The following is a 17,598-nucleotide window of genomic DNA, read 5'->3' as shown; positions in this document are numbered from 1 at the left end:
TTGCAGCATTCATTATCTAACTTTACAATGTTCGGCGATAATAATGCTTTCTATTCTCTTACAGGCCAGATCAATCTCATCATTTACAACAGCATAATCATAATGCTGCATTAGATTAATCTCATCCTCCGCTACAGTCATGCGGTGATCGATCACATCTGGATGTTCCGTACCCCGTCCGCGTATGCGGTCCTTCAGCTCATCCATAGAAGGTGGAAGAAGGAACACAAAAATACCTTCAGGAAATTTTTCTTTAACTTTGAGAGCTCCCTGAACCTCAATTTCGAGAATAATATCTTTGCCGCTATTGAGAGTTCTCTCTACAAAATCACGTGGAGTACCGTAAAAATTACCTACGTACTCCGCATATTCAAGCAGTTGATCGGCTTCTATCATAGCCGAAAACTCCTCTTTGCTTTTGAAAAAATAATTCACGCCGTCTTCCTCACCCGCACGCGGACAACGAGTAGTAGCAGAAACTGAGTAGACAAGTTCGGGCATCTTCGGTCGTAGCGCAGTACATACAGTACCTTTACCCACGCCGGAAGGTCCGGATAATATGATGAGCAATCCTTTTGACATAATACACTCCATTTAGTTGTTATTCGTCGTTGTCGTCATCTTTACTGGATAAGCGATGCGCTACAGTCTCCGGCTGTACAGCCGACAGAATGACATGATCACTATCTGTAATGATTACGGCACGAGTCCGTCGGCCATAGGTGGCGTCGATCAACATATGTCGATCTCGAGCCTCCTGGATAATACGTTTGATCGGTGCAGATTCCGGACTGACGATGGAAATAATGCGATTGGCGGACACAATATTCCCAAAGCCAATGTTGATAAGTTTGATTGCCATGTTCCGGTAGTTCCCCCCATAAAGTTCTATGCTATTGCCTGTTCCCGGTTACTCTATGTTTGCCGCTTGTTCACGAATCTTCTCCAGCTCAGCTTTCATGTCTAGCACAAGACCCACGAGTGTTAAATGATTACATTTCGATCCGATTGTATTCGTCTCCCGGTTCATCTCCTGAATGAGAAAATCCAGCTTGCGTCCTACCGGTCCTTTCCCCTTCAGGAGGGTTCTGCATTGTTCGAAATGACTATACAACCGGGTCAACTCTTCATCAATATTACAGCGATCTGCAAAAATAGCGATTTCCATCCCGAATTTATGCTCATCAAAAGCGAACGTCCCATCATTTAACTCATTTAATCGATGACGAAGCTTGTCACGATATTCAATGATTACAACAGGTGCAAGTTCTACCATTTCAGCATGCATGGATTCGAGATGATTGAGACGCTGTTCAATATCAGCGGCTAGAAAACTGCCTTCACGGGCGCGCATCTCTAGCAGAGACTGCAAACTCTGCTCAAGTCCCGTCTCCAACATTTCAGAGTAGTCTTCTAAGGCCGCGGACACGGCACCCGCAGCCTCATCTTTGCTTTCCATAATACCGGGTATAGAAAGTATATCACGTAGAGTCAACTCACCGGACAAACCATACTCGTTCTTAAGCTGATCTGCTGCCTTAAGATAAGTCATGACAGTAGAGCGATTCAGAACCGGTCCGGAAGACGACTCATCGTGCTCTCTATTGATGGTAACATCTATCCTTCCCCGTTTGACGTGCTGCTGAACCTTTCTTCTCAGCACATCCTCATAACCCGTCCAATCCCGGGGCATCCGCAGTACAACTTCGCAGTATCGGTGATTCACCGATTTCACTTCGAACATAATCTTGTAGCCGCCGAATTGCAGGGACGATTGACCGTATCCGGTCATGCTAAATGACAACGGAATCACATCCATTACACTATTGTAATTGATTATTACTAGCGAAACAAGGGGGACAATTTACGTCCTGATTTCTCCCATACATACTCGATCAACTGTGTACTCATATCATAGAACATAAACGGTGTCATCAAATAGATTCCATTGAAATGGGCAGTTGCAACATCTAGCAATTCCTTGGCGATGGCGACCCCTTCTGCTCTTCCCGCTTCCCCTTCAAGTCCCTTCATGCGATTCCGGACATCATCCGTAAGCTGGATTCCCGGAACCTCGTTATGCAGGAACTCTGCATTACGCCCACTAGCCAATGGCATCACACCAATAAACACGGGAATATCCAGATGTGCAGTTGCCTCAGCGATCTTTACGATAAGCTCCTGATCATAGACAGGCTGAGTCATAATATAATCTGCACCAGAGGCAATTTTCTTCTCCAGTCGCTGCACGGCCTTATCTAAATGTTTAACATTCGGGTTAAAGGCAGCACCGATAACAAAATTCGCTTTCTGCTTCAAAGGTTTACCTGAGAAGGAAATACCATCATTCAACTGCTTAATCATACGAATAATTTCAAAAGAGGTTAAGTCGTAAACCGAACTTGAGCCGGGAAGATCTCCGAATTTCGCTGGATCTCCAGTCACCGCTAACACATGATCAATTCCTAGCGCATCAAAACCCATCAAATGCGATTGGGTACCAATCAGATTGCGATCGCGACAAGCAATATGCACTAGTGGACGGAGTCCAGTTTTAGCATGCACCAAATGGCCCAAAGCCATATTGCTCATCCGTGTAACAGCCAGTGAGTTATCGGCGAGTGTCAGCGCATCCGCACCTGCTCTTCTCAACGCTTCTGCACCCTTCATGAACTTGCCGATATCCAAATCACGAGGTGGATCAAGCTCAACGATAACCGTATGACGTTCCTTGACTAGATCAACCAGGTTCGGCTCACGACCATCTCTTCCCTCATCTTCGCCAAAATGCTCCTGCAAAGATACACGCTCCACAGTCGGAAGCGTCGGTTCTGGAAGTGGCTGAGGTACGTAATCTTTCAATGCGGAAGAAATTTCAGCAATATGCTGCGGAGTAGTACCACAGCAGCCCCCAATAATTCTGCAACCCATTTCTGCAAAAGTAACTGCCATTTGTCCGAAATATTCCGGTGAGGCTCCATACCGATATTCTCCGTCTACATAATCCGCAACGCCCGCATTCGGATAGACCGAGATAGGCAGAATAAGATTGCCTTGTACCGCTTTTAGTGCTCTCTTAATTCCATTCGGGCCAGTATTACAGTTAAATCCGATGATATCCGCTCCATCACCTTCTAAGATCCGGAAAGCCTCTGGTAACGTCAATCCATCTAATGTTCGTGCCGATTCATCCACAGCAAATTGGCAAATGACTGGGAGAGTACTATGTTTACGTACTGTTCTTAGTGCAAGATGCAGTTCCTCGACATCGTAGAAGGTTTCTAGCATAATGCCGTCTACTTCTTCTTCTAACAAAGCTGTAATCTGCTGTGTAAAATACTTCTTCAACTCTGTCGATGAGAGATTTGCACGCTTACCGGCGCGAATAGAGCCTACAGCACCTAATACATAACCTGTATCTCCAGCAGCTTTACGAGCGATTCTTACTCCGGCGCGATTAATTTCTTCAACCTTGGACTCCAAACCATATTTGGACAGCCTGTCAAAATTCGCTGAGAAGGTGTTGCTTTCTAGCAGCACTGCTCCTGCATCGATATAGCTGCGATGGACATCTTCGATAACCCCCGGAGAGGTCAAATTTAATTCTTCGTAGGAAATGCCGACAGGGAAACCCTTCTGATATAAATAGGTACCCATCGCTCCGTCTCCAACCAATACTTTGTTTCCCCATGCGGAACGTAAATCCGGCTTCACTGCAAGATCCTCCCCTGTCACATTAGGTTCTACTTTAGTTTCATACTAATGTAACATAAATCGCTATGGATGATAAGCTTTCATAAGAAAAGCAATCCCCCCCAGTGGTATGCATGAACAAGTATTAAAAGCCTCATACTAACGTTAAAAAAATTAAAGGGGTGTTTAAGTGAAGAAAAAAACAAGAAAGCTTCTGATCCGAAAATACACTGTAATTCTACTTCTATGTATTCTCTGCCTATTATTTCTGTATTTGGGAGATTGGATGTACGGGTATGGTCTGGGCAATATCGGTTATATTCTAAATTACTTGCTATATACCCCCTCTGAGAAAGTCGCTGCTTGTATTTTGTTACTCTGTCTGATTATTCCCGATATCCTAGCCTGGAACACGGGGCATCAACCAGAACGAGGAGGGGAACTGTGACTTCTTATCGCTGTAATAATAATTAGGAGCAATGGAATCAACACCATAAAGAAGGGAAAGACCGTATATAGCAGTTTCCCTCCCTCTTCAATATGCTCTGTGAAGCTCCGTGCGTTCAGCATCGAACTGAACAGGATTATTAGAGCTACCGGATACACCATTCTTCGGTAAGGAATCTTGAACAAATCTGAAATCCCAATAAGTGCTGCTGCAAAAAAAACAGACAATTTGAAAAAAACACCTATTATTAGCACCATGACAATTAGAATATCCACACGTTGAATAAAATCGGAGATAGAGATCTTACTGATCGTAGGCATTAAGGGGAACGGAGAACGCCTGACAATATCTGTACCAAGCACCGATATATTTAAGGCCATGGTCATACTTAACAGTATACCTGATACAAATATGCCCGCTGCGATTACCCAAGGACCTTTTTTAACGTTATTCAGATAGGGCATAAGCATAGTAAAACAGATCATTTCACCAAAAGGGAAAATGTAGTTTTGATGTAAAACAGAAGAAACAATTGGCTTAATTCCATTCTCAAAAACAGGGAGCAAACGGTTCAAATTAATGGAGCCCGAGAACATTAACATGCTCGAACAAAATAAACCGATTAATATCACAATCACCGCAAACACCAACGAAGTTCGGGACAGCACTTCTACTCCTTTATGCAATACATAAGCACTAGATAATACCATTAACATCGCTACAATGAATAACGGCGTCCTGTGCATAGTAGCCATAACTAGCATAGAGCTACCATCTCGCAGATCACGACCAGCCAAATTAAGAAATATCACGATATAAGCTATGGATATCAACGAACCCACATATTTACCAAATAGTTGCCGGAGATATGCCGTAAGGGGCAGATTCGGAAACTTTCTATAAAGATAGGCATATCCTGCAAAAACAATTAATCCTATCAAATTCCCCAGCAATATGGAAATCCAAGCATCCTTATCAGACTCCATTCCAAGATTTACTACCAGCGCCGTCCCTAGTTCAAACAACACTGTCAGGGTGAAAAATTGAAGTAGTCCTATTTTTATATTTCCCATAGCTGCCCTCCTAAATTTTCATTTCTTTTTGGACTGAAAAGAATCACTCCGCATGTCGGTATGCCGAATAACTATATCCACATTAAACTTGATCTCACAGGTTGCAAATATGCTATCCCAATGATCTTTTACTTGCTTCCACCCCCGCGGATTCTCTCGTTCTACAACTTCACCAAATCCAAGGTAATCGCTTTTTAACAAACGGGCTGCTGAGACAGCTGCATGTAACTTATCATTGATACTCTGTTCTAGAAGTTCCGAAAGATTATTTAAGACCTTGGGATCTGTCAAATCCAAAGCATTAGGCGATTCTTTTAAACCTGCCTGCTCAGTGATATTTATTGTGATTACCGGATGCTCGGCGTCCTTCGCATCAGCATGAATATGTACCTGAGATAAATACACGATGAACGCTACATATTCATCCTCACCAATCGAAACCACTACTGGAATTTGTGTGATTTTATTCTTTAGCAGGGCAGTGCCTATAGCTTCATCACCTCGTAGCCAGCCTATCAGCTTGTCCTCTTTAAATGCAGCGAAGTCTGTAACTCTAAGAATGGCCTCAGGATCTATATTTTTCAAACTGTCGTTATTATCTTTTTTGTCCAATTCGCCTGTTACCATTACCCCATTGACGATAGGCCCACCACCTGGAATTTGAATACCACGAATTATATCGTCTACTTCCATCCGGTAATTATATCCATACTGTTTAGAGGTCGTCTGCAGCTTCTCCACTAGATCATTGGCGGGTATTTTGCCAAACGTAGTCATGGTCGTCATACTATCTACCGCCGGCTGTCCCTTTGATATAAAAATAAAACTGGTTAGCCTAGTTTCACTCTCTCTTTCTAGGACATCCATCATATCTTTGATACCTTCGCGAGCAAACTTTTCCGAAATAACGATCACTCGGATATGTCCTAAGGACAAGAAGCGCGCAGTCTGACGCGAGGCATTAGCCAACGCTTCAAACATTGTACGTCCACTGCCTTTATATACTACGACTGGCGAAGTACCTCTGGCGTTCTCGCCAGAGATTTCGTCAGCAATTATAATCTGAAAAGATAATACATATTTTTCCTCATCTGTAGGACCTCTATCAATAGCCACTCCAGAAACGATTGCCCTTCTATTTAGCTCCACACTGTCCCAGCAGCCTGTAAGACTGAGAAATATCAATAAACATAGCAGGACAACCCCAATAAAAATAGTGCGATTACTCTTCATCCTGCGCTCCTTTTTTTGGATGCTCTGCCCCAGTAGATTTTTCAAGGATTTTAGGAGAAATATTCTGTTCATGTCCTGTTGAGATCTTCTTTCCTTCCGAAATGCCTTCTTGCCTCTTTGTTGTAGAAACTTGCTCCGTTCTCAAAGCCCATAAGGGCAGTCTTAAGAACGCATCTTTTTGACCATGTGAGGATATAGGCACAATAGGGGATAGATAAGGGACACCGAATGAACGCAGACTATTCATATGTGCAAGCAAAACAATTAAGCCTAAAGTAATCCCATAAAAACCAAACATACCGGCCAGCACTAAAAATCCGAAACGGATAATTCTACCTGCTATCGCCATGTTATAAGCAGGTATAGCAAAGCTCGCAATCCCTGTCAGCGCTACTACAATAACCATAACCGGTGTGATGATTCCTGCTTCTACTACTGCCTGTCCCAAAATAAGAGCACCAACAACGGATACTGTCTGTCCTACTGCACGCGGCATTCTTACTCCAGCCTCTCTAATGATCTCGAACGCTCCTTCCATCAGGATTGCCTCCACAAAAGCAGGGAAAGGTACATTTTCACGTTGTGATAATAGATTGATTAACAGGGTTGTAGGAATCATCTCATAATGGTAAGTGGTTAACGCTATATAAACGGAAGGTCCAAGAATTAGTACAATAAAACTGATATATCGAACAAGACGCATGAGAATTGCAATATCGAACCTTTGAGCATAATCCGAGGCAGACTGAAAAAACAGTGTAAATACCGCAGGCAAAATCAATACAAACGGGGTGCCATCTATAATGATCACAACCCTACCCTCTAATAGGTTCGTCGCTGCAACGTCAGGCCGTTCACTATTATTAATGGTTGGAAAAGGTGTGAAGGTTTTATCCTGAATTAGTTCTTCAATATAACCGGATTCCATGATGGCATCGACATTAATCTGTTGTAGCCGATTTCTCACCTCTTCTACCAACTTCTCGTCTGCATTGTCTTTAATGTACATGAGGGCCACATCTGTGTGAGTTACCTTTCCGATCTTTAAATGTTCTAGTCTTAGCTTAGAAGACTTAATTCTTCTCCGAATCAAGGAAATGTTCGTAGCTACAGATTCAACAAAACTATCCTTTGGGCCTCGCACGACTAGCTGGGTGGATGGTTCGCTGACGGAGCGAGCTTCTCCTCCCTCGGTCTCACACACAATTGCACTGTCATAACCTTCAATCAGAATGACCGTTTTGCCAGAAAGGATCGCCAGTAGAACCTCATTCCACTCCTCTTGCAGCTGTGCTTGACCTATTTCCAAAGCACGGTTCAATACGAATTCCTTAAGATCATTTGTTGCAGAGATGTTCTCTTTGAGCATTTCGTCTGTAATTCCGAGTAACGAACCGATTACGAATTCATCGACCGTTTCCTTGTTGACAAGACCATTAAGATGAATCACTGCTGCTTGAACGGGGCTCTCACCTCCGATCTTTACCTGACGAATTTTGAGATCAGGACTATGACCCAACTCATTATCTATTTGGTCGAGCGTTTGGTCCAAATCATCGGTAAGCCTCGGAATTCGAGTATCTTCATGAACTGAGGCTCCTTGTTGTTCCTTAGCGGATTTGTTTCTTCTGTTTATCCCGTTTATGTTCAACAAGGTCCCCCCTTTTTTCAATCTTAGAGGTATTATTCTCGGTTATCCCTTCCATTATTCGGCTACATAAAGTCGTAAGGATGTGGAAACACAAGAAGGCAGCCCAAGAGATTCTCTTGGGCTGCCTTCTTAAGTATTTTTCTAAATGGCTACACTACCTGTGAATGCAACCTCAGCAGGACCTGTCATATACACATGGTTATCCTCTTCGTTCCATTCAATATAGAGATCGCCACCCTTTAGACTAATCCAAGCTGCCCGGTCCGTCAGACCATTGAGCACAGAAGACACTAAAGTTGCGCAAGCTCCAGTCCCACAAGCAAGTGTTGGTCCAGCTCCGCGTTCCCATACCCGCATATCTACTCTGCCTCGATCCAGAACCGTCGCGAACTCAACGTTTACCTTTCTCGGGAACAATGGATGTACCTCTAGCTTAGGTCCCCATGTCGCTAGATCGAAAGATACGGCATCTTCTACATAAATAACGCAATGAGGATTACCCATAGATACTGCAGTAAACTTAAATTCGGTTCCATCCGATTCAATCCGCTCTGAGAGCACGGGTTCTGCATCAATAGCTACCGGAATTTGAAGACCGGACAATACAGGTTCACCCATATCAACCGTTACAGTTTCCACTACACCGTCTTTTACATTCAAGGTAACCTTTTGTTCTCCGGCACCAATCGTTTCAATAACAATCTGCTCGGAGTTTACCAAGCCATGATCGTAGACATATTTGGATACACAGCGAATGGCATTTCCGCACTGCTCTGCTTCCGAGCCATCAGAATTCATAATGCGCATCATGTAATCGCCGCGTTCAGACGGAAGGATGTATACAAGTCCGTCCGCACCAATTCCGAAGAATCGATTGCATAACGTTACAGCAAGATCCGCTGCATTACTTGGTAGCTCTTGCTCGCCGAAAACTACGATGAAGTCATTGCCTAGACCGTGCATTTTTGTAAATTCCATTGAAAGTCCACTCCTAAAGGTTATGTTAAGTTAGATACGAGCTATTTACTGCAACAAGTATACCTTTAGGAATGGAGCGTTACTATTAACTTTATGCCGAAATTTTTGTACTTTTTATCATCGAATTACTGCCGCTACGACCTCGATTTCGTTTACCGCCCCAAACACTGCCAGCCCCCATCAAGAAGGTCGGAATTCCCGCTGTTACGAATACTAGACACCATTCACGGAAATTAAGCGGCACTGTTTTGAAGACGGGCTGGAGAAATGGAATATACATAACAGCCAGCATCAAAATCACGGATGACAAAACAGCAAGAACTAGGTACTTATTCTGGAACGGATTTCGATGGAACACCGAACGAGAACTGCGGCAATCGAAGACATGAATCAACTGAGCCATAACGAGTGTCGCAAAAGCTACGGACTGTGCTCGAATCAGCTGCGCTGGATTTTCTGGTGCTACACGTAAGGTTAGCCAAAATGCTCCTAACGTACATAAACCGATTAAAAATCCACGGCTTATGATCTTCCACCCTAAACGACGGGCAAAGATATTTTCCTTTGCACCACGCGGCTTATGCTCCATTAAGTCCTTCTCAGGCTGGTCAACACCAAGCGCCATCGCTGGCAGTCCGTCTGTCACCAAGTTGACCCATAAAATTTGAATAGGCACTAATGGCAGAGGCAGACCGAGCATCATGGCAAAGAACATGGTCAAGATTTCCCCTACATTTGATGCGAGCAGGTATCGAATGAATTTACGAATGTTCTCATAGATGTTTCTACCCTCTTCAATGGCAGCAACAATGGTTGAGAAGTTGTCATCCCCTAGCACTAATGAAGATGCTTCCTTGGTCACATCTGTTCCGGTGATCCCCATAGATATTCCTATATCTGCCGCTTTGATGGCTGGAGCATCATTGACTCCGTCTCCGGTCATAGCCACAACATGACCACGGCGCTGCAAAGACTTCACGATACGAAGCTTATGCTCTGGAGATACGCGGGCGAATACGTACACATTATCCGATACTTTATCCAGCTCATCATCATCCATCCGAGTCAGTTGAGCCCCTGTTAATACTGTGCCCCCACGTTGCAGAATTCCTAATTGGTGAGCAATGGCCTCTGCAGTCGTTCCATGGTCCCCAGTAATCATCACAGTCTTAATTCCTGCTCGGCGTGTGACGCTAATGGCATCGCGAACTTCACGCCGTGGCGGATCAATCATTCCAGCCAATCCGATAAAGACAAGTTGGCACTCCGCATCCTTTTCACTATCCACATTTTCACTTGGACGCATATCACGATAAGCCATACCTAGGACACGAAGTGCACCTGAAGCCATTTGCTCATTGGCATCAAGTACTTTCTGCCGCAATGTTGGCGTTAAAGGCACGACACCGCCCTCCCAGAGCATATACGAACAGCGATTAAGCAGCACATCAGGCGCGCCTTTCGTACATACCATCCGTCCTCCGGGATGACCAATAATAACTGACATTAACTTCCGCTCGGAATCAAAAGGAAATTCCTTCTCACGGGAGTATGTTACGGCTAGCGTCTGGGCAGTCAAACCCATCTTCCCTGAAAGCGCTACTAGAGCTCCTTCCGTTGGATCTCCTTTGAGTTCCCAGATCGATGAGCTGTCAGAAGATTTATCAACTACTATGTCCTTATCCTTCCCTTTACGCTTACCTCGCACTTCGGTCGGAAAGGTCTCAATAATCTCCGCATTACTGCACAAAGCACCCACCTGTAGCATCCGTCTTAAACTTTGATCATTTTTGAGATCTACCGGTTTACCTTTCTCCAGAACCTGTCCGTTCGGAGCATAACCTTCACCTGTTACTTCAAGGCCACGTCCGCCCGTCCATAATCGGGTCACCGTCATTTTATTCTGAGTCAATGTACCCGTCTTGTCCGAACAGATGACGGATGCGCAGCCCAAGGTTTCCACTGAAGGTAATTTACGAACGATAGCCTTTCGTTTGATCATCCTCTGCACGCCCAGCGCAAGTGCGATGGTTACAATGGCCGGAAGCCCTTCCGGAATCGCAGCGACCGCCAAGCTTACCCCGGCCAAGAACATTGCTGTGGCAGGCTGTCCATGTAAAATACCGGCTGCTACAACTACAATAGTTAAACCTAGTGATACATAGATCAAAATTTTCCCTAACTGCTCGAGACGATGCTGAAGGGGAGTCTCCTGAGACTCTGTATTCTGGATCAGGTCTGCAATCTTACCCATCTCTGTGTCCATACCCGTACGAATTACGATAGCTTTACCAGTACCCCTGGTTACCATTGTGCCCATGAACCCAAGATTCTTCTGATCGCCGAGCGGAATCTCCTCCGCGCGGATCACATCCGAATGCTTCGAGACAGGCAGTGATTCCCCAGTTAGCGCGGATTCCTCCACATATAGAGAACTGCAATCCAGCCATCGTATATCCGCGGGTATTCGATCACCACTCTCCAGCAAGACAATATCACCTGGTACTAACATCTTTGCTGGAATAACCTCGCTGTTCCCCCCACGCAGTACTTTGGCAGAAGGTGCGGAGAGCTGTTTTAAAGCTCTTAGCGAACGTTCGGCGCGGAACTCTTGAACAAACCCAAGGGCTCCGTTTAAAAGGATAATCGCGATGATCGTGATGGCATCCAAATATTCGCCAAGCAAACCGGATACGAGCGTCGCACCCATAAGCACAAGCACCATGAAATCCTTAAACTGGTTCAACAGCAGGGTAAACGGGGATACGGTCTTTCCTTCGGACAGCTCGTTATACCCATTTTGCTTCCGTCGCTCCGCGGCATCCTCTCCACTGAGGCCCGTCCTCGGATGGACATTGAACATTTTCTGCAGCTCTTCTGCACCGAGCCGGTGCCAACTGTTTTGTTCCATGACTTTTCTTTCCCTCCCGGTCGTTTCTTGACTTCCGGCGGCGCACAGCTTTTCCACCTGTTCATGACCAAGTGTATTCAAGGTCGTCCAATAATATCACCGCCTAACCAATTCCCCTTTTGCACGAATGTCCCAAAGTATGGCATCATAGAGAGGTAAGCTTAAACGTCTTCGGTGTTCTTATAAGGGCGGTAAGCGTTTAAACAAGAAATATAAGATATAAAGTATGATGTGAAACTTATACTTTCTTATATTTTCAGAAATTCATTTCACGTCGACAGGAGAGCTTTATCATGGCATTAGACGGCATTGTTACCCGAGCTATCGTGCACGAACTGCAATCATTCATCGGTGCGCGTATAGGCAAAATATATCAACCGAGCAATCACGATCTTATCTTCAACCTGCGGGGTGCCGGTGGCGGCGGCAAGCTATTGCTCTCTGCTAATCCGACATATCCGCGTCTGCATCTTACAGAAAGAAGCAGCATAAACCCGTCAGAAGCACCTATGTTCTGCATGCTCATGCGTAAGCATTGTGAAGGTGGGGCTATTGAGAGTATCACTCAGGTAGGCATGGAACGAATTATTCACATAAATGTTAAGACTAGAGATGAGCTTGGAGACGTCTCTGCCAAAAAGATCATCATTGAGCTCATGGGACGGCATAGTAATATCATCCTTACTGAGCTCGGCACAGGAACGATCATAGACGGCATTCATCATGTTACTCCATCAATCAGCAGCTACCGGATCGTAATGCCCGGTGTCGCTTACACAGAGCCTCCTCAGCAACACAAGCTGAACCCTCTGGAGATCGATAAAGAACGATTTCTCAATTTGATCTCAGCTGCTGAAGAATCCGCTCTACTGGAAGAAGATGAGAAGGAGGCCGAACCGGAAGAAATCATTGAAGGTGAGCTCGCCAACCTGATTACAAAAGAAGAGGTTGAACAGAAACCTGACGGCTCAGGCGGTCCTTCCCCATCAGCTGACCCGGTAGGCTGGATGGTGCATGCCTTCAGCGGAATGAGTCCACTTGTTGCCGGAGAGATTGCTCTTCGTCTCAGAAATGACCTTGCGATAGGTGATACACAGGGATCTGCACCAGAATTTCCAACAAAGTTATGGGACGCCTTCCAGTCTGTAATGGGACCTGTCCATAATTGCGAATTCTCTCCTGTTTCAGGTGCGAATGCGAAAGGGAAAATGATTTTTTCCGCGATTCCGTTATCTCTATTGGATGAGAATGCGAAGCAATATAACACGATTAGTGAGTGCATGGAGGATTATTACGGGGATAAAGCTGAACGTGATACGGTGAAGCAACGGGTAAGTGATTTGATCCGTTTCCTGAGCAACGAACGTAGCAAAAACGTTAAGAAGCTTGCCAATCTACAGAAGGATCTAGACGAAGCGCAAGACGCAGATCGCTATCGTATTTGGGGTGAATTGCTATTCGCGTCCTTACATGCCGTGTCCAAAGGAGATAAAGAAGCCTCTTTGGTCAATTATTATGACGTAAATCAGGCAGAAATGGTCATCCCACTCGACCCTTTATTAAGCCCATCGGATAATGCACAACGTTATTTTAAAAAGTACAACAAATATAAAAACAGCCTCCTTGTCATTAATGAGCAGCTGATTAAGACCCATGAGGAAATATCCTACATGGAAAGTTTACTTCAGCAGCTTGCCCATGCCTCATTGAATGACATTGAAGAGATCCGCGACGAGCTTGTAAGTCAAGGATATCTTCGCGACCGAAGCAAAAAAGGCAAGAAAAAGAAAAAAGCAACCAGACCTACATTGCAGGTCTTCACCTCGTCTGAAGGCATCGACATTTATGTCGGAAAAAATAATTTACAGAACGAATACGTCACTAATCGACTGGCTTCACCTAATGATACTTGGCTGCATACCAAGGATATTCCTGGTTCTCACGTTGTCATCCGTAGTGAGGAATTTGGAGATGCCACACTGGAAGAAGCCGCCCAGCTTGCCGCTTATTTCAGTCAGGCGAAGCAGTCAAGCAGTGTGCCTGTAGACTGCACACTAATCCGCCATGTCCGCAAACCGAGTGGCTCGAAACCCGGATTTGTGATCTATGATCATCAGAAAACATTGTTTGTCACTCCAGATGAAAATCGCATTAAGAGTCTTCCAAATACGCTGAGAAGCTAATTAACAAAAAGAACCGGCTGTCGTCCATTTGTGGATGACAGCCGGTTTTCGTTTTTCAGTATATTATGTGCAACTGATTGAACTTAGTTTTGACGTAACATGCCAGCAACCTTCTTCAACTGTTCCAGCGCTTCAACAGAAACCGTAACACTACCGATATCTCCATGGAATACAACACCTTGGCGGGCACCATGAAAATCCGAGCCACCGGTTATAATTAAGCTGAATTCTTCAGCCATGGTTAGGTAACGCTCTGAATCAGCGGGTTCGTGATCCGAATGATAAACCTCAATCCCTTTAAAAGCCCCCCGCTCCATAATCCCTCGTACTAACTGGTCGTCACCATATAGGCCTGGATGCGCCAATACTGGAGACCCACCCGCCTCGATGATCCAATCACAGGCATCCTCGGGCGTGATTCGTGGGGGTGACACGTAAGCCGCTGCACCTTCGGCTAAATACTTATTGAACGCATCTCTCATATCCGTAGCTGCTCCAAGACGAACCAGCTCATCAGCAATATGTGGTCGCCCAATACTCTCATCAGGCTTCAGTTCCCGTCCAATTCCCGCGACAACTGCCTCAAGCGTAATTTCAATCCCAAGCCCACGTAATTTTGAGAGGATCGCCTCATTCCTTAGTGCCCGGGTTTCTCTTAGCCCTCCCAAACGGGAAAGAAACAACTCATTTGCTGGATCTATGTAGTATCCAAGGACGTGAATATCTTTTCCTCCAGCACGAGTGCTGATCTCTACACCCGGTACAACAGTGATTCCGTATTTCTCTCCTGCTTTGAGAGCTTCCTTCACACCAGCCACAGTATCATGATCCGTTATGGCAACTGCGATTAGTCCCTTCTCTTTAGCGAGACGTACATTTTCCTCTGGTGGCTGCATGCCATCAGAGACTTGAGTATGCGTGTGAAGATCGCATCGTGAGGCGTCAATATTCTCCGGTCTGTCGCCCTTCAGTTCATCCAGTCTAGTTTCATTCTCCATTTCTATCACCTCGCTAGTTTCTAAGTTTCCTGCCTCTGGTCATATTGCTTTAGTTATCATTCGAATGCTCGCGCAAAAAAGTCAAGAACGTCACTGCAGAAATTGGCAGCAGTGTCGATTTTAGATGAATGGCGTAGAATTGTCTTTTAAATGAGGCATCCGAGATATTCACGATTTTCAGTAGTCCAAGCGCAACCTCATGTTTAACAGAAGAAGTCGAGATAATAGTAACCCCAAGACCTGCCTCCACTGCCGACTTCACAGCACCCGTACTACCAAGCTCCATCACTATTTTCATCGATCCCGGATCAAGCCCCTTCGAGAACAGCTGCTCTTCCATCACACGCCGCGTTCCTGAGCCCTGCTCACGCAGAACAAAAGGGTGCTGAAGCACCTCCTCCAAAGTGACCTCTTGCTGCTCTGCAAGCGGATGATCATGGGGCACAATCAACTTCAATTCATCCCCCATCACCGGCTCAATCACCATATCAGGATGTGTTACCGATGCTTCAATTAAACCAAAATTCAACTGATGTTTTAGGATTTCCTCCATAATTTGCGAGGTATTCATGACCTTCATCATGATTGAAATGTTCGGATATTGCTTTCCAAAAGGACCTAAGAGCCGTGGCAGCACATACTCACCAATGGTAAGGCTTGCCCCAAGCTGCAAGCGCCCTTCCAACATATGCGTAAACGCCGACATCGCTTGATCCGTCTCCCGCATCAATTGGATACTGCGCAGCGCGTATGGCATTAACGTATGACCTGCTTCGGTGAGCATGATTTTTTTGGTAGAACGATTGAAGAGCTTGGTTCCAAAATAATCCTCTAGCGCCTGTACTTGCATGGTCACTGCTGGTTGAGTCATATGTAATGTCTGTGCCGCTGCCGAGAAGCTTCCTCGCTCTAAGACAGTATAAAAAATATGTAATTGATGAAAGTTCATGCTCTGCAACTCCTTGTGCTATCTATAAAAGAAACTTAAGTAAGGGATTATGTACGATATGAAGCTTATATATTCTTATTTTCAAAAAGGACATGCAGCCACCGCCGCATGCCTCCTGTTCGTTCTTTATACACTATTTACGTTTACGCTTCTTCTTCGTTAGCTTAGTGCGGCGGGAATTGCGCAGCAGCGAAAAGTAAGTTTTTAAATCTCTCAACTGTGGAGTCGCAGAGATTCTACCAAGAAACGAAACGATGATCATAGAATATAATGGCTGACCTGAAATATCTTTTTCACCTATCAATTCCGTGAACTCAGCGATTACTACAGAGTCATCGTCAATTAAATACGCGTTAAAATCACTGTCTGAAAAGGGCTTGAGCCGATTCTGCATCAGGCACTGCCACATCCATGCGGCGACCTCTTCGTCATCGCTTACACCTTTACTGATCCGGTCCAAATAACGACTCTTCGCATGATTTGTTATAACGATGTCAGCGACCCTGTAGTCGTTCAGCATGATGTGGAAGGGCTCGTAAGAACTGGGCCAATCCGTCCCTTTGTTGCGCATCATCATCACACTCCACCATAAGGGTCTTTGTATGTACTTAATGTTGTCATCTTACCTCATTGCTGAAAGTTGTACAAGTTCCAGAGCACGGAAGAAACCGCGGTTACCCGAGATCTGCGCATAAAAAAACAGGTGCTACTTAAGCACCTGTTCATCTCCAAGAATTACATACCGTAGTTACGGGACTTGTCCGGCCCATTACTGGTATACTCTGTCTTAATTTCGTTACGATAGGATCTTTCGATCTTACGAACGTAGGAGAGTCTGCGGACATTCTTCATAACTTCCTCGGCACGTTCTGCATTTACATACATCACTGCATAATGCATTTTCCGAGAAACATAATGTAATGTTCCGTATTTCTCAAGGTTACGTGCCGCTTTAACGTCACTTACCCAAATGATGTATCCTGTCCGTTCCGCAAACATAAGCTAAACCGCCTTTCTCTCTCTAAATCCTAAGGGAAGCTTATCCGCAGGAGCATTTCCCCCCGCTACCGCATCCACCTTTAGGGGAAGGATCATTGCTTGGTACTTTAATGCTATCCGATACTGAAAAAGCAATCGCTTCCGACATGGAATGCAGAATGTCATCAAGAGTCTTCTCCGCCTGCTTAAAACGAGCGACCTCTTCAAAATTCTCCAATTCCGCTTCTACTGCCGAAACCTCATCCTTCGCTGAATGATAGTTCGGATGAAAATGTCCGAATCGCTGTGTTTCTTCAAACAACTCCTTCTTGGCTTGAAGCTGTTTGACCATGGCCTGAATTTCTGGGTTCGAATCAACCCGTCCTTTCCAGTATAAGTAATCCGACACTTCGGCGGATTGATTAATCATATCGCCTAATTCATAGGCGTATGTCAGCACTTCAGCCATATCGACCGTATTTAATTCCGCTACGCTCATGAAC

Annotated in this window: 16 protein-coding genes; 2 read left to right on the top strand and 14 right to left on the bottom strand. The window is 45.0% G+C overall.

The window, feature by feature from the left end; translation table 11 throughout:
- Positions 1-12: 12 nt before the first annotated feature.
- From gmk to H70737_RS11650, 4 genes are read right to left on the bottom strand one after another with little or no spacing between them, the layout of a single operon-like run.
- Complete coding sequence (gene gmk / locus H70737_RS11665) at positions 13-582, bottom strand: guanylate kinase (RefSeq protein WP_042187383.1); 570 nt, start codon at positions 580-582, stop codon at positions 13-15.
- A gap of 19 nt (positions 583-601) precedes the next feature.
- The gene (remA, locus tag H70737_RS11660; RefSeq protein WP_006209218.1) at positions 602-862 is read right to left on the bottom strand and encodes an extracellular matrix/biofilm regulator RemA; all 261 of its coding nucleotides are present in this window, start codon (positions 860-862) and stop codon (positions 602-604) included.
- Positions 863-910: 48 nt separating this feature from the next.
- Entirely contained in the window at positions 911-1,804 is an 894-nt protein-coding gene (locus H70737_RS11655; RefSeq protein ID WP_042187381.1) for a YicC/YloC family endoribonuclease, read from the bottom strand.
- A gap of 38 nt (positions 1,805-1,842) precedes the next feature.
- Positions 1,843-3,714 carry a bifunctional homocysteine S-methyltransferase/methylenetetrahydrofolate reductase gene (locus H70737_RS11650; protein ID WP_042187379.1) on the bottom strand — a complete coding sequence of 624 codons (1,872 nt, stop codon included), beginning with the start codon at positions 3,712-3,714 and terminating at the stop codon, positions 1,843-1,845.
- A gap of 169 nt (positions 3,715-3,883) precedes the next feature.
- Between H70737_RS11650 and H70737_RS30700 the strand changes: the two genes are divergently transcribed.
- A complete protein-coding gene (locus H70737_RS30700) occupies positions 3,884-4,141 on the top strand; it encodes a hypothetical protein (RefSeq protein WP_149644186.1) in 258 nt (85 codons plus the stop codon).
- On the opposite strand, the gene H70737_RS11645 is transcribed toward H70737_RS30700, so the two are convergent.
- From H70737_RS11645 to H70737_RS11625, 5 genes are all read right to left on the bottom strand, one after another.
- Positions 4,114-5,214: a GerAB/ArcD/ProY family transporter gene (locus tag H70737_RS11645; protein ID WP_042187378.1), complete on the bottom strand. Its 1,101-nt coding sequence runs from the start codon at positions 5,212-5,214 to the stop codon at positions 4,114-4,116. The genes H70737_RS30700 and H70737_RS11645 overlap by 28 nt on opposite strands.
- An 18-nt stretch (positions 5,215-5,232) precedes the next feature.
- The gene (locus H70737_RS11640; protein WP_042187376.1) at positions 5,233-6,447 is read right to left on the bottom strand and encodes a Ger(x)C family spore germination protein; all 1,215 of its coding nucleotides are present in this window, start codon (positions 6,445-6,447) and stop codon (positions 5,233-5,235) included.
- The gene (locus tag H70737_RS11635) at positions 6,437-8,101 is read right to left on the bottom strand and encodes a spore germination protein (protein ID WP_081951094.1); all 1,665 of its coding nucleotides are present in this window, start codon (positions 8,099-8,101) and stop codon (positions 6,437-6,439) included. The genes H70737_RS11640 and H70737_RS11635 overlap by 11 nt, the downstream gene beginning before the upstream one ends.
- 138 nt (positions 8,102-8,239) lie before the next feature.
- A complete protein-coding gene (dapF, locus tag H70737_RS11630; protein WP_042187374.1) occupies positions 8,240-9,076 on the bottom strand; it encodes a diaminopimelate epimerase in 837 nt (278 codons plus the stop codon).
- A gap of 91 nt (positions 9,077-9,167) precedes the next feature.
- Entirely contained in the window at positions 9,168-11,987 is a 2,820-nt protein-coding gene (locus H70737_RS11625; protein ID WP_042187372.1) for a calcium-translocating P-type ATPase, SERCA-type, read from the bottom strand.
- Between the two features lie 293 nt (positions 11,988-12,280).
- Between H70737_RS11625 and H70737_RS11620 the strand changes: the two genes are divergently transcribed.
- On the top strand, positions 12,281-14,170 hold the full coding sequence (locus H70737_RS11620; protein ID WP_042187369.1) for an Rqc2 family fibronectin-binding protein: 1,890 nt from the start codon (positions 12,281-12,283) through the stop codon (positions 14,168-14,170).
- An 83-nt stretch (positions 14,171-14,253) separates the two neighbouring features.
- On the opposite strand, the gene H70737_RS11615 is transcribed toward H70737_RS11620, so the two are convergent.
- From H70737_RS11615 to H70737_RS11595, 5 genes are all read right to left on the bottom strand, one after another.
- A complete protein-coding gene (locus tag H70737_RS11615; protein ID WP_042187367.1) occupies positions 14,254-15,168 on the bottom strand; it encodes a PHP domain-containing protein in 915 nt (304 codons plus the stop codon).
- A 49-nt stretch (positions 15,169-15,217) separates the two neighbouring features.
- Positions 15,218-16,117 (bottom strand): selenium metabolism-associated LysR family transcriptional regulator, encoded by a 900-nt coding sequence (locus tag H70737_RS11610; protein ID WP_042187365.1) that lies wholly within the window; start codon positions 16,115-16,117, stop codon positions 15,218-15,220.
- A gap of 133 nt (positions 16,118-16,250) precedes the next feature.
- Positions 16,251-16,688 carry a hypothetical protein gene (locus H70737_RS11605; RefSeq protein WP_042193736.1) on the bottom strand — a complete coding sequence of 146 codons (438 nt, stop codon included), beginning with the start codon at positions 16,686-16,688 and terminating at the stop codon, positions 16,251-16,253.
- A 164-nt stretch (positions 16,689-16,852) separates the two neighbouring features.
- Entirely contained in the window at positions 16,853-17,116 is a 264-nt protein-coding gene (locus H70737_RS11600) for a YlbG family protein (protein ID WP_042126853.1), read from the bottom strand.
- Between the two features lie 40 nt (positions 17,117-17,156).
- Entirely contained in the window at positions 17,157-17,594 is a 438-nt protein-coding gene (locus H70737_RS11595; RefSeq protein ID WP_042187363.1) for a YlbF/YmcA family competence regulator, read from the bottom strand.
- Between the last annotated feature and the right edge of the window lie 4 nt (positions 17,595-17,598).

Origin of the sequence: Paenibacillus sp. FSL H7-0737, assembly GCF_000758545.1 — a bacterium.
In the GTDB taxonomy this organism is placed as follows: Bacteria; Bacillota; Bacilli; order Paenibacillales; family Paenibacillaceae; genus Paenibacillus_AQ.
This window is presented reverse-complemented; position numbering and strand designations above follow the sequence as displayed.

What these genes read in the sequence shown, in the direction of transcription:
- gmk (WP_042187383.1), bottom strand. Translation starts at nt 582, where the DNA reads ATGTCAAAAGGATTGCTCATCATATTATCCGGACCTTCCGGCGTGGGT.
- remA (WP_006209218.1), bottom strand. Translation starts at nt 862, where the DNA reads ATGGCAATCAAACTTATCAACATTGGCTTTGGGAATATTGTGTCCGCC.
- H70737_RS11645 (WP_042187378.1), bottom strand. Translation starts at nt 5,214, where the DNA reads ATGGGAAATATAAAAATAGGACTACTTCAATTTTTCACCCTGACAGTG.
- H70737_RS11640 (WP_042187376.1), bottom strand. Translation starts at nt 6,447, where the DNA reads ATGAAGAGTAATCGCACTATTTTTATTGGGGTTGTCCTGCTATGTTTA.
- dapF (WP_042187374.1), bottom strand. Translation starts at nt 9,076, where the DNA reads ATGGAATTTACAAAAATGCACGGTCTAGGCAATGACTTCATCGTAGTT.
- H70737_RS11625 (WP_042187372.1), bottom strand. Translation starts at nt 11,987, where the DNA reads ATGGAACAAAACAGTTGGCACCGGCTCGGTGCAGAAGAGCTGCAGAAA.
- H70737_RS11620 (WP_042187369.1), top strand. Translation starts at nt 12,281, where the DNA reads ATGGCATTAGACGGCATTGTTACCCGAGCTATCGTGCACGAACTGCAA.
- H70737_RS11615 (WP_042187367.1), bottom strand. Translation starts at nt 15,168, where the DNA reads ATGGAGAATGAAACTAGACTGGATGAACTGAAGGGCGACAGACCGGAG.
- H70737_RS11610 (WP_042187365.1), bottom strand. Translation starts at nt 16,117, where the DNA reads ATGAACTTTCATCAATTACATATTTTTTATACTGTCTTAGAGCGAGGA.
- H70737_RS11605 (WP_042193736.1), bottom strand. Translation starts at nt 16,688, where the DNA reads ATGCGCAACAAAGGGACGGATTGGCCCAGTTCTTACGAGCCCTTCCAC.
- H70737_RS11600 (WP_042126853.1), bottom strand. Translation starts at nt 17,116, where the DNA reads ATGTTTGCGGAACGGACAGGATACATCATTTGGGTAAGTGACGTTAAA.
- H70737_RS11595 (WP_042187363.1), bottom strand. Translation starts at nt 17,594, where the DNA reads ATGAGCGTAGCGGAATTAAATACGGTCGATATGGCTGAAGTGCTGACA.